Genomic DNA, 12335 nt, shown 5'->3' on the forward strand with positions numbered 1-12335 from the left:
ATGTCATTTTTTTCGCATTTTTTTCAAATCCACACGAAAAGGGGCCCCTGGAACGAGAAAACCCCCGGCGGATTGACTCCAACCGGGGGTCCGGGCAAGGCTGATTCAGCCTCGAGATCTAGCGACTTTCGGCGCTGACCCGCTCGCCTTCGATGATGGTGCCGATGACGTGGGTGGTGTACTCGAACGGGTCGCCGTCGAACAGGGCCAGGTCACCGTCCTTGCCGACTTCGAGGCTGCCGATGCGATCGGACAGGCCGAGGATCTCGGCAGGCGCGGAGGTGATCAGGGCCAGGGCCTGGTCGAAGCTCGCGCCGTACGGCAGGGTCATGGCGGCTTCCCAGAGCACGACCCGGGCCTTGGGCACGTAGCTCTCGTAGCCGCCCTGGATCGCCACGGGAATGCCGGCCTCTTGCAGACGAAGCGCGGTGGTGAAACTGAAGTTCTCGACCTCCGGTCCCCGGGCCCGCATCATCGTGGGATGAATCAGTACCGGCACGCCGGCCTCGCGGATCTCATCGATCAGCAGGTGCGCGTCGCTGGCTCCGGAGAGCATCAGCTCGAAGTCGAACTCATCGGCCAGGCGCAGGGCGGTCATGATGTCCGAGTGCTTGTGCACTTCGACGATCAAGGGGTGTTCGCCGGCCAGCACCTGGGCCAGCATTTCCAGGCTCAGATCCCGGCTGCCCTCCCCATCTTCGCGTTGCCGGGCGTACTCCTGCGCCCGGATCAGCTCCTGGCGAAGCATGGCCACGGACTTCGAGCGGCTGCCGGGCGTCGATCGGTCGTGGCGAGTCGATTGATCGCCCAGGGTGGCCGCCAGGCCGAACACCGGCTGCAGGACGGCTTCATCCACCGTATCGCCTCGAGTCTTGGCAATCAGGGTCTGGCCCGAGATCACTTCCCCGGGCGCATGGCCCGTGTGGATGGTGGTGATGCCGTGCTCGCGAAGCCAGCCGACCAGTCGCTCCCTCGGGTTGTAGGCGTCGAGGGCGCGCAGTTGCGGTTGGATCGCGGCCGAGCTCTCGAGCTGATCCTGGTCATGGGGCTGATTCGCCGCGCCGGCCAGTCCCACCACGTTGCGGACATCGATCAGGCCCGGCGTGGCGACCGGCACGGAGATCACTTCGATGTCTTCCGGGATCCGGATGCTGTCCGCCGGGCCGACGGCTTCGATGACGCCGTCGCGGATCAGGACCACGCCCGGTGAATGCCGTTCGCCCGTTCCCGTGTGCAGGGTGCCGGCCCGGACCGCGAGGTCCTGCGCCATCAGCGACGAAGTCAGTGTCAGGGCAGCCAGCCCGACAAGCAGTTGCAGGGTTCTCATTCGTCACCTCCGAAGTGGCCGTGTCCATGGCCACCGTCGTTGTCATCGATCAGGGCGCCGAAGCCGCCTTCGGCGACCAGGCGATCGTCCTCGTTGGCCAGGTCGAAGCGGCGCTGGCCTTCCACCCAGGTCTGTTCGACGCGGGTGTAGATGCTCAAGGGATCACCGTTCAGGATGACGAAGTCCGCATCCTTGCCCGGCTCCAGGGAACCAACCCGATGATCCAGGTCGAGCATGCGGGCGCCTTCGATGGTCATGGCTTCCAGCGCTGCCTGGCGGCTCATGCCGGCACGTACGCCCATGGCGGGCATGCGCAGGAAGTAGCGGGAATCGGTGATCCAGTCGTCCGTATGGAAAGCCACCCGAGCGCCCGCCTGTTCCAGCGCCGGGGCATTCCGGGCCAGCAGGTTCAGGGCTTCGAGCTTGCCGCCGGGGCTGTCCACCAGGATCAGCGAGACCGGCACGTCGGCCGCGGCGATCTCATCGGCCACCCGCCAGGCTTCGCTGGTGTGGTGCAGGACCATGCGGAAGCCGAATTCATCGCGCAGGCGGATGGCGGTCATCAGGTCATCATGGCGGTGCGAGTGGAAATGGACGATGCGCTCGCCATCGAGCACCTCGACCAGGGTTTCCAGATCGAGGTCACGTGCCGGCGGCTCGCCGTCGCCATTCAGTCGATCGCGGTATTCCTGCGCTTCGATGTAGATCTGCCGGACCAATGAGGCCGAGCGCGCCCGCGTGCCCGGAAAGGGCGCGTCGCGCATGGAGTTGGTTCCATTGGCCATCTTCAGGCCGCCGGCGGGCTGTCCATCCTCGCCGATGAACAGCAGGTCGTCGATGGTGTTGGCTTCGCGCAGCTTCAGATAGATGGTCTGGCCGCTGATCAGGTGGCCCGAGCCCGGCATGACGTTGACCGTGGTGATGCCACCGGCCAGCGCCCGCTTGAAGCCGGAGCTGCGCACATTGAGCGAGTCCACCACGCGAACGCCGGGCTGGATCGGATGCGAGCGGTCGGCGCCGGCGATCTCGCCGATGTGGCTGTGGGTGTCGACGATGCCCGGCATGATCACGTGATCGGCGCTCAATTCGATGCGCTCGGCATCGGCGGGGATGCGCACCTCGTCGCGGGCGCCAACGGCCAGGATGCGACCGTCCTCGAACAGCAGGACGCCGTCGGGAATCTCCGGGCCGCTGATCGGGATCACGCGGGCGCCGGTCACGGCAGTGGGGGCCGCCAGGGCAGCGGTGGCGCCGCCGATGAGCAGACAGGCGGCGATGAGAAGTCGATGAAGCATGTGTTGTCCTCCGGGGGTGCGGGCCGGGGCGGGTGCCGACCGACCGCTCCGGACGATAGCACAGGCCCGAAGGCATGCCTTTCATCGCCTTTGCCGACGACCCTCGTCTGCAGGGTCAAACGTGAAATTGCTTGCCAGACAGCCGATGGTTCTGGTATAAAGGCGGGCTAGTCTTGAATTTGTACCAGGAATTTCCGTCATGTCTCGAGTGTGTCAGGTGACCGGCAAGCGCCCGCTGGTCGGAAACAATGTTTCTCACGCCAACAACAAGACCCGCAAGCGTTCGCTGCCGAACCTGCACAGCCATCGTTTCTGGGTGGAAAGCGAGAACCGCTGGGTGAAGCTGCGCGTCTCGACCAAGGGTCTGCGCATCATCGACAAGAACGGCATCGATCAGGTCCTCGCCGACCTGCGTGCCCGTGGCGAACGAGTCTAAGGAGAGTCATCATGGCAGGTAGCGCTCGCGACAAGATCAAACTGGTTTCCTCCGCCGGAACCGGTCACTACTACACCACCGACAAGAACAAGAAGAACACCCCGCACAAGCTGGAGTTCAAGAAGTACGATCCGGTGGTGCGCAAGCACGTCATGTACAAGGAAGCCAAGATCAAGTAACTGGTCTGGTCCTTAGTTGATGTGATGCGAAGACGCCGGGCCCCGCCCGGCGTTTTTCGTTCTGGAGGTTTCAGGTTTCAGGTTTCAGGTTCAAGGAAAGTCACGTCGGAGAAGACCTGAACCCTGAAACCTCTGCCCTTGAACCTTTTTCAGACCAAACCCCGCTCCGCGAGACTGACCACCTCTCGATCACCCACGATGAAGTGATCGAGCAGGCGGATGTCGACCAGGGCCAGGGCGTCGCGCAAGCGCCGGGTGATGGCCAGGTCCGCCTGGCTGGGTTCGGCCACACCCGAGGGATGGTTGTGCGCGACGATCAGGGCGGCTGCCCGTCTCGCCAGCGCGCGCTCGACCACCACGCGAGGATGCACATGCGCGGCGTCGATCGTGCCGGTGAACAGTTCCTCGAAGGCGATGACGCGGTGGCGCGTGTCCATCATCAGGCTGCAGAAGACTTCGTGCGGGCGATCCCGCAGGGCCGCCCGCAGGTATTCGCGCGTGGCCTGGGGGCTGGTCAGGGCGGTGCCTCGACACAGATGCTCACGCAGATGGCGGCGGGCCAGCTCCACGGCGGCGTGCAGCTGCGCGAACTTCGCCGGCCCCATGCCGGGCTGTTGGCAGAGGGCGTCCTGATCGCAATCCAGCAGCTGGCGCAGACCGCCGAAGTGCCCGAGCAGCTGCCGGGCGAGGTCCAGCGCCGAGCGGCCACGGTGACCCGTGCGGAGGAGGATGGCGAGGAGCTCGGCTTCGCTGAGCGCGCTGGCCCCGTGTTCGAGAAGGCGCTCCCGAGGGCGCTCGGTCTGTGGCCAATCGGCGATTCGCATACAATCTCGACCTGTTTCGATCCCAGCGGGAATTGTCCTGTGACTCCATGCCCGGTCCCATCGGTCATCGACTCGATGCCGCCTAGGAAAATTGCTCGATGAGCGGCGACGGCGCCCTTGCCGGGCAACGTTGGCTGCTTGGCGTTTCCGGCGGGGTGGCCGCCTACAAGGCGCCGGCCCTGGTCCGCCGCCTGCGTGAGGCGGGGGCCGAGGTGCGTGTCGTGATGACCGCGGCCGCCCAGGCCTTCATCGGCCCCCTGACCCTGCAGGCGGTGAGCGGACACCCGGTGCACATCGATCTGCTCGATGCCGATGCCGAAGCGGGCATGGGCCATATCGAACTCGCGCGCTGGGCCGATGGCCTGATCATCGCGCCGGCCACGGCGCATCTCATCGCGCGGCTGGCCCACGGCCTGGCCGACGATCTCTTGAGCACCACGGTGCTGGCAACCGAGGCGCCGGTGTGGCTGGCGCCGGCGATGAACCAGCGCATGTGGGCACAGACCGTCGTTCAGGACAATTGCCGGCGTCTGGCCGAGCTGGGGATCGGGCTGATCGGCCCCGACGATGGCGGGCAGGCCTGCGGAGACGTCGGCGCCGGCCGGATGAGCGAGCCGGAAGCGATCGTCGAATATCTGTCGGCCATGGCCAGCCGGGATTCGCTCGCCGGCCGTCGTTTCGTGCTGACGGCCGGCCCGACCCAGGAGCCCCTGGATCCGGTTCGATTCCTCGGTAACCGTAGCTCCGGGCGAATGGGCTTCGCCCTGGCTGGCGCCCTGGCCCGTGCCGGCGCCGACGTGGACCTGGTCGCCGGACCGGTTCAATTGACGACGCCGCCGGGCGTGAAGCGGACGGATGTGCAGACTGCCGAGGAAATGCTGGCGGCGGTGCTGGCACGTCTGGAAGGCGCGACCGGCTTCATCGGCGTGGCGGCCGTGGCCGATTATCGACCCGTGGACGTCGCGACGCACAAGATCAAGAAGTCCGATGCCGTGCTCGAACTGCGATTGCAACCCAACCCTGATATTCTGGCCCGGGTCGCCTCGGACCCGCGCCGACCCGAGCTGGTCATGGGCTTCGCGGCCGAGACCCGCGATCTCGAGACCGCCGCGAGAGGAAAACTCGCGGCCAAGGACCTGGATCTGATCGCGGCCAATCGTGTCGGCGAGGGTCTGGCCTTCGACCAGCCCGACAACGCGCTGGAAGTCTTCTCGGCAGACCAGTGCTGGACCCTGCCGCGGCAATCCAAGCAGCTGCTGGCCGAGCGACTGGTCGACATCATCGTCGAGACCCTGGATCGTCACAGCACCGACGCGAGGAGATCATGAGAGAACTGGACGTCCGAATCATGGATCCCCGTCTGGGCCGGGATTGGCCCCTTCCGGACTATGCAACCGCTGGATCGGCGGGCCTGGACCTGCGCGCCTGCATCGATTCAGAGCTGAGTCTGGAGCCCGGGCAGACGGCACTGATCCCGTCGGGTCTGGCCATTCATCTCGATGATCCCGGCCTGGCCGCCGTGCTGCTGCCCCGCTCGGGTCTTGGCCACAAGCAGGGTCTGGTGCTGGGCAACCTGGTCGGGCTGATCGACAGCGACTACCAGGGCGAGGTCAAGATCTCCTGCTGGAATCGCGGTCAGGCGCCGATCCACATCGAGCCCGGGCAGCGGATCGCCCAGCTGGTCGTGGTGCCCGTGGTTCAGGTTAAACTCCGCTGCGTTGAGGCCTTCGATCCGTCCGAGCGCGGAGAGGGAGGTATCGGGCACACGGGGACGACTTGAGCATGGCGAAGGCATCGATCAAGGGTATCCAGTCAGCGCAGGATCTGGTCCGGGTGGCCGGGCTGGTCGCGATCGCCCTCGGCGTCTTCGGCATCGTCGTCGGAGCGCTGCTGCTCTATGGCAGCATGCAAGGCCAGCTGGCGACGGAACAGGCCAGCCGCGCGGCCTCGGACCGGGCGCGTCATGTGGCCGACGGTCTGGCCGAGATTCAGGCCACGCTGCGGGATCCGCAGGTGCTCGATCTCGCCCGCGAAGCGCTGAACGCGGACGATGGTCGAAGCGAGCGCCTGGATCAGGCGGTTCGCGCCCGTGGTGTTCAGAACCTCATCGATCTGAGGGTCTTCCCGAGCGCGGTGGAGGAAATCCCGCTGGGTGAATACCCTGAGCCGGATTTCAGCGTGATCGAGATGCTCATCGAAGCGCGTCGCTCCGGTCGAGCCACCGTGCAGGTCCACTACGCGGGGACCAGCAACGAGAATCTCGCCTTTGCACAGGCGATCGAGCAGGGCAACCCGGCCAGCGGCATCATGTTCATGCGCGTCCCGGTCAGCATGGCCACCAGCCGTCTTCAGGCCGCTGCGGAGCTCGATTCGATCGCGCTGATCCAGGGCAGCGGCGATCAAGCGGCCGTGTTGAAGGCGATCGGTCAGGCCCCCGAGCAGGTGCAGTTGACACCTGTAGAAGGTTCCCGTCTGAGCCTGCGCTGGTCGCGTCGAACGATCGTCGGCCCGCTGAGCAATCGAGCGGCCATCATCCTGGGTGCCAGCGGCATCATCCTGCTGATGTCGGGCCTGCTCGTCCGCCGCCGTTTCGGTGCCCTGCAGGTCAAGGTCGGCAGCGGTCAGAAGGGCGCAAAGGCCCGGCCCGAGGGGGACGGAAGTTCCTCGGCTCAGGATGGAGTCAAGCGCGACGCCGTTCCGCCGCCGAGAAGCGCTCCGCCGCCCCTGAGCTCGCCCCCGCTGCGCGCTACTTCCGCCCTCGATACAGCGGATGAAGACCTGCCCGACTGGTTGCTCGATTCCGACCAGCTGGACCAGACCGAGAAGCTGTTCGGTGAGGAGGAGCCGCCCCCTGCCGAACTTCCGGACTTGCCGGATACGCTGGCCGTCGAAGCCGATGCCGAGCCCTCCGCCGAGCCAGGCCTGCGCTTCGACGATCAGATTGAGGAGGAAGGGCCGGCCGAGTCCGATTTCTTCGAGCAGGTCGAGGAGCACTCTCCAGAAGAAGACTACGACCTGTCCATGGGCGGGGAGCCGGAGGACTCGGCCACGCCGGAGCTCGACAGCGCAACGCCTGCAAACTCCGGTCTGGACTTCGAGTTCAGCGACCGTGGCTCGTCCGACGCGCAGGAAGAGGTTGCTCCGGAACCCCTGCCGGAGACCGAGGCCAGCGGACTTCAGGACGAAGTCGAGGAAGGGATCGAGGAAGAGATCGAAGCGGAGTTGACGGGCGACGAGGACGGCGAAAGCGCTGCAGCGCCTGAGCGGGAAGCGCTGGCGCCGGCCGGAGCCGATCAGGCCGAACCGGTGGTCGATCCCGGTCTTTTCCACCCGAACGGCATTCTCGGGGTGGTGGACGAGCAGCTCGATGCGCGTAGCGCCACCTTGATCGGTGAAGCGATCGGCGCGGAAGCCCGTGCACGGGGACTCGAGCGCATCGTCGTCGGACGCGACGGCCGGATGCAGGGTGTGGTGCTGCTTTCCGCGCTCAGCCAGGGTCTGTGTTCCGCGGGCATCGACGTGATCGACCTGGGCCCGGTGCCGATCCCGGTCCTCGATTTCGGCGCCAGCGAACTGAGCGACGGAAGTGGCGTCATGGTCACCGGCTCGCACCATGCTTCCGACATCAATGGTTTTCGCATCCGGTTGAACAACGAGATCCTGCAGGGTCCGGCGATCCAGGACCTGTTCCGTCGAATCCAGGAGCAGGACCTCAGCCAGGGGCAGGGCGAGATCATCGAAGAGAGCCTGGTCGATCGCTACATCGAACGCATCGGCATCGACATCCAGCTCGAACGACCGCTGAAGGTCGTGGTCGACTGCGGCAACGGGATTTCCGGCACCGTCGTGCCCGAGGCCTTTGCCGCCATCGGGGCGGATGTGATCCCGCTCTACGCCGATGTCGACGGCAGCTTCCCGAACCACCCGCCCAACCCCTCCGATCCCGACAATCTCGAAGACCTCAGGCTCTGCGTTCGCAATTTCCAGGCCGATGTCGGTCTGGCTTTCGATGGTGATGGCGACTGCCTGGCCATGGTGTCGAGCGATGGAGAGGTCGTGCGAACCGATCAGCTGCTGATGCTCCTCGCCCGAGATGTGCTGGACAAGAACGCCGGGACAAGCGTGATCGTCGACGCGGCCTGTTCGAACAAGTTGCAGAAGCTCATTCGCGATGCCGGTGGCCACGTGGTCATGGCCCGCTGCGACGAGGTGTTCGTCGATGAGAAGATGCGCCAGGAATCGGCCTTGCTGGGTGGCGCCTTCCGGGGCCAGATCATGCTCGCCGACCGCTGGTACGGCTTCGGTGATGCGATCTACGCCGGTGCCCGTCTGCTCGAGCTGTTGGCTGCTGACACGCGGACGGTCGCCGAGATCCTGGCCGAGCTGCCGGAAGTGCATGCCACTCCGGAGATTCGCCTTTCCCTGGAAGGCGATCAGGCCGAGGAGCTCGTCACCGCTTTGATCGCCGAGGGCGACTTCGGTGACGGTGAGATGCTGACCACCGACGGCCTGCGCGTCGACTACGCGGACGGTTGGGGTCTGGTCCGTGCCTCGCACGACGGGCCGGATCTGGTGCTTCGCTTCGAGGGCGACGATGCCAAGGCCCTCAACCACATTCGCAGCGAGTTCAAGAAGCAGATCAAGGCACGTAATCCGGCCATCCAGCTGCTGTTCTGATCGCCGTCGGGACGAGACGGTGACCATCCTGATCTTCAACAAGCCCTTTCGGGTGCTCAGCCAGTTCACGGATGCCGAGGGTCGAGCCACCCTGGCCGACTACATCGATATGCCCGGGGTCTATGCTGCCGGTCGCCTCGACTACGACAGCGAGGGTCTGATGGTGCTGACCGATGACGGCCGTCTCAAGGCCCGTCTGACCGATCCGAATTCCGGAACGCCCAAGACCTATCTGGTCCAGGTCGAGGGTCGGCCCGAGGTGCGCGCGCTGCAGCAGCTCGAGCGCGGTGTCATGCTGAAGGATGGCCGAACGCGACCGGCCAGGGTTCGTCTGCTGGCAACCGCCCCGGGTTGGCTCTGGAAGCGTCGTCCTGCGGTGGCGCCGCGGCCCGGCAAGCCGACCGGGTGGATCGAACTCACCATCACCGAAGGCCGCAATCGCCAGGTCCGCCGGATGACGGCAGCCGTCGGGCTGCCCACGCTCCGGTTGATTCGGATCGGAATCGGATCTGCCACCCTGGACGGGCTCGAGCCCGGGCAGTGGCGGCGGCAGGACCGCCTCTGATCGAAATTTGTCCGACCGGCCCGCTGCGACGGGCATGAGCCGGGTTCAGTAGGCGTATTCGTCGAACAGGTGTCGCAGGTCGCCCTGCCAGCGGCCTTCGAAGGCCTCCAGCTTCACCTCCGCCGGTGTCGTGCCTCGCTCGACGATTTCCTCGAGGTCGTTGAGGAAGCCGGCCTCATGATCTCCAGCTCCGTTGAAACGCTGGCGCCGCGCCAGGCCCTGACGAGCCAGAGCGAGCAGTTCTCGGGCGATGTCACGGACACTGCGGCCGCGAATTTCCGCCTTCAGGCCATGGCGAGCGACGTCTTCGCGCAGCGACTGCCGGTCCTCCAGGCTCCAGTCCTGGCACAGATCCAGGCAGGCCTGCAGATTGGCCGAGTCGTACAGCAGTCCGACCCAGAACGCCGGCAGTGCACAGAGACGACGCCAGGGGCCACCGTCGGCCCCGCGCATTTCCAGGAAGCGCTTCAGCCGCACTTCGGGAAACGCCGTGGTCAGGTGGTCTTCCCAGTCCGCCAGGGTCGGGCGCTGGCCTTCGAGTCCCGGCAATCGCCCGGCCAGAAAATCCCGGAAGGAGCGGCCGGCCACATCGATGTAACGGCCTTCGCGCCGCACGAAATACATCGGCACATCGAGCATCCAGTCCACGTAGCGCTCGAAGCCCATGGACTCCTCGAACACCCAGGGCAGCATGCCGGTGCGATCCGGATCGGTGTCGGTCCAGACCTGGCTGCGATAGCTCAGGAAGCCGCTGGCCTTGCCTTCGACGAAGGGGGAGTTGGCGAACAGGGCGGTGGCGATCGGCTGCAGTGCCAGCGAGGCGCGGAACTTGGCGACCATGTCCGCTTCGCTGGCGAAGTCGAGGTTGACCTGCACCGTGCAGGTGCGTTTCATCATGTCCAGGCCGAGGCTGCCGACCTTGGGCATGTACTGGCGCATGATCACGTAGCGCGCCTTGGGCATCCATTCGATGTCCTCGCGTCGCGCCGTCGGATGAAAGCCCATGCCGAGAAAACCGATGCCAAGGGGTTCGGCCACCGCCCGGACTTCCGCCAGGTGGGTGTTCACCTCGTTGCAGGTCTGGTGGAGGTTGTCGAGCAGGCCGCCGGACAGCTCCAGCTGGCCACCGGGTTCGAGGGTGATCGAACAGCCATCCGCCTTGCTCAGGGCGATGGGGTAGCCGTCCTCCTTGATGACGTTCCACTCGAACTGCTCGGCGAGTCCCTCGAGCACGGCCCGCACGCCCGCGTAGGGAAGCGGGGCCAGGCTGTCGGTCAGGAAGCCGAACTTTTCATGCTCGGTGCCGATTCGCCAGTCGCGCTCGGGTTTGCAGCCGGATTCGAGCCAGCTGGCCAGCTCACGAGGGTCGCTCAGGGTTTGATCCGCAGTCACTGGCGTGGCGTCCTGACTAGAATGGAGGTCCAATTATCACCTTTGGGCCGTAGCGCTGCATGTCAATTCGATTCCAGGCCTTGTTCCGGTGGTTTGCGGGTCCACCGATTCGGCTGCGGCTGCTGGCCTGCCTGTTCGCCGTCGCGGCGCTGCTGCCGAGTGCGAGCGTGATGGCGGACACCCTGCATCGGGGAGTGGGGCCCGAGCCGGATTCCCTCGATCTGCACCGCGCCCAGTCCCTGTCCGCCATCAACGTCCTGCGCGATCTGCACGAGGGCCTGATCAGCTACAGCGCCGATGGCCAACTGATTCCGGCCCTGGCCGAGCGCTGGGAAGTCAGCGCCGATGGCCTGGCCTGGACCTTCTGGCTGCGCGAGGAGGCCCGCTGGTCCGATGGTCAACCACTGACGGCCGGCGATCTGCTGGCCGGCTGGCGCCGGCTGCTGGACCCGGCCACGGCCTCGCCCCAGGCGGCCTGGCTCGATCGCGTCGTCGGGGCCGAGGCCATCCGGCGCGGACAGGCTGGCCCAGAGGCGCTGGGCGTCGAGATCCTCTCACCGCATCAGCTGCGCATCCGGCTGCTTCGCCCGACGCCCTGGTTTGCGGAGCTGCTGACCCATCCGGCGACCTATCCCTGGCCCGGCGAGAATTCGCTTCGCTACAGCGGCCCCTTCCTGCTCGAGGAGCACGTTCCGGGGGCGCATCTGCATCTGGTTCGCAACCCGGCCTGGCGGGAGGCCGATCGCGTCCGGCTACAAGCGGTTCGCTGGCACGTGATCGAAGAGCCGAACGTCGAATTGAACCGCTACCGGGCCGGCGGCCTCCACATCACCGAGACCATCCCGCCCGGTCGTCTGGATTGGTTGCGGAGCCAGGTCGGCGAGGAACTTCGCATCGCGCCCTACCTCGGCAGCTTCTTCCTGGCCTTCAATGTCGGGCGCGAACCCTTTCGTGATCGGCCCGGTCTGCGTCGCGCCCTGAGTCTGGTCATCGACCGCGAATTGCTGGCCGAGCGCGTGCTGGGGGCGGGAGAGATTCCCGCCCACCGGCTGATTCCACCGGGGATGCCGGGCTGGCCGACGGCCGAGCTTCCATCGGTCGATCGCGAAGCCCGTCTGCAGGAGGCCCGCGCCCTTTACCGTGCCGCGGGCTACAGCGAAGCCCGTCCGCTCACCGTCGAGCTCCGCGTCAACACGTCGCTGGCGCATCGGCGCATGTCCGTGGCCGTGGCGGCCATGTGGCGGGAGCATCTGGGGGTCCGGACGCGCCAGATCAGCGAGGAGTGGAAGGTCTTCGTGGCCAATCGTCGCCACGGCCGCCTGACCGAGATCGTCCGTGGCGGATGGATTGCCGACTGGCGCGATCCGGCCAACTTCCTGCAGCTGTTCCTCAGCGACAGTCCGCTGAACTACAGCTTCTGGCGAGATCAGCGCTTCGACGAGCTGATGGGCCAGGCGGCCGAGGCGAGCGGCCCGAGCCGGATCGAGGCACTGGTCGCCGCCGAAGATCGCCTGCTCGATCAGCAGGTCATCGTGCCGCTGTACTACTATGTCTCGCGTCACCTGGTCAAACCCGATGTGCGAGGTTTCGAAGACAACCTGATGGACGTGCACCTGTCACGCTGGCTATGGCTGGATTGA

The 12335-nt window shown here is 66.0% G+C and carries 11 protein-coding genes; 7 read left to right on the forward strand and 4 right to left on the reverse strand.

Annotation, left to right across the window (positions count from 1 at the left end; genetic code table 11):
* Nucleotides 1-118: 118 nt before the first annotated feature.
* Nucleotides 119-1327 carry an amidohydrolase family protein gene (locus WM2015_RS00555; RefSeq protein WP_049724216.1) on the reverse strand — a complete coding sequence of 403 codons (1209 nt, stop codon included), beginning with the start codon at nucleotides 1325-1327 and terminating at the stop codon, nucleotides 119-121.
* Complete coding sequence (locus tag WM2015_RS00560) at nucleotides 1324-2622, reverse strand: amidohydrolase family protein (protein ID WP_082169321.1); 1299 nt, start codon at nucleotides 2620-2622, stop codon at nucleotides 1324-1326. The genes WM2015_RS00555 and WM2015_RS00560 overlap by 4 nt, the downstream gene beginning before the upstream one ends.
* Nucleotides 2623-2821: 199 nt before the next feature.
* Between WM2015_RS00560 and rpmB the strand changes: the two genes are divergently transcribed.
* Entirely contained in the window at nucleotides 2822-3058 is a 237-nt protein-coding gene (gene rpmB / locus WM2015_RS00565; protein WP_049724217.1) for a 50S ribosomal protein L28, read from the forward strand.
* An 11-nt stretch (nucleotides 3059-3069) separates the two neighbouring features.
* The gene (gene rpmG / locus WM2015_RS00570; RefSeq protein ID WP_049724218.1) at nucleotides 3070-3237 is read left to right on the forward strand and encodes a 50S ribosomal protein L33; all 168 of its coding nucleotides are present in this window, start codon (nucleotides 3070-3072) and stop codon (nucleotides 3235-3237) included.
* A gap of 149 nt (nucleotides 3238-3386) precedes the next feature.
* Here rpmG and radC read toward each other — a convergent pair whose 3' ends face one another.
* Nucleotides 3387-4061 carry a RadC family protein gene (gene radC / locus WM2015_RS00575; RefSeq protein WP_049724219.1) on the reverse strand — a complete coding sequence of 225 codons (675 nt, stop codon included), beginning with the start codon at nucleotides 4059-4061 and terminating at the stop codon, nucleotides 3387-3389.
* Nucleotides 4062-4159: 98 nt separating this feature from the next.
* On the opposite strand from radC, the gene coaBC reads away from it, so the two are divergent.
* From coaBC to WM2015_RS00595, 4 genes are read left to right on the forward strand one after another with little or no spacing between them, the layout of a single operon-like run.
* A complete protein-coding gene (coaBC, locus tag WM2015_RS00580; protein WP_049724220.1) occupies nucleotides 4160-5389 on the forward strand; it encodes a bifunctional phosphopantothenoylcysteine decarboxylase/phosphopantothenate--cysteine ligase CoaBC in 1230 nt (409 codons plus the stop codon).
* On the forward strand, nucleotides 5386-5841 hold the full coding sequence (gene dut / locus WM2015_RS00585; RefSeq protein WP_049724221.1) for a dUTP diphosphatase: 456 nt from the start codon (nucleotides 5386-5388) through the stop codon (nucleotides 5839-5841). Before coaBC ends, dut begins: the two co-directional genes overlap by 4 nt.
* A gap of 2 nt (nucleotides 5842-5843) precedes the next feature.
* Nucleotides 5844-8738 (forward strand): phosphomannomutase/phosphoglucomutase, encoded by a 2895-nt coding sequence (locus WM2015_RS00590; protein WP_049724222.1) that lies wholly within the window; start codon nucleotides 5844-5846, stop codon nucleotides 8736-8738.
* A 31-nt stretch (nucleotides 8739-8769) separates the two neighbouring features.
* Nucleotides 8770-9303, forward strand: a complete 534-nt coding sequence (locus WM2015_RS00595) for a pseudouridine synthase (RefSeq protein ID WP_425425143.1) — start codon at nucleotides 8770-8772, stop codon at nucleotides 9301-9303.
* A gap of 45 nt (nucleotides 9304-9348) precedes the next feature.
* On the opposite strand, the gene WM2015_RS00600 is transcribed toward WM2015_RS00595, so the two are convergent.
* Entirely contained in the window at nucleotides 9349-10695 is a 1347-nt protein-coding gene (locus tag WM2015_RS00600) for a glutamate--cysteine ligase (protein ID WP_156200721.1), read from the reverse strand.
* Between the two features lie 59 nt (nucleotides 10696-10754).
* Between WM2015_RS00600 and WM2015_RS00605 the strand changes: the two genes are divergently transcribed.
* The gene (locus WM2015_RS00605) at nucleotides 10755-12335 is read left to right on the forward strand and encodes a peptide ABC transporter substrate-binding protein (protein ID WP_049724225.1); all 1581 of its coding nucleotides are present in this window, start codon (nucleotides 10755-10757) and stop codon (nucleotides 12333-12335) included.

The sequence above is a fragment of the Wenzhouxiangella marina genome (genome assembly GCF_001187785.1).
Lineage (GTDB): Bacteria > Pseudomonadota > Gammaproteobacteria > Xanthomonadales > Wenzhouxiangellaceae > Wenzhouxiangella > Wenzhouxiangella marina.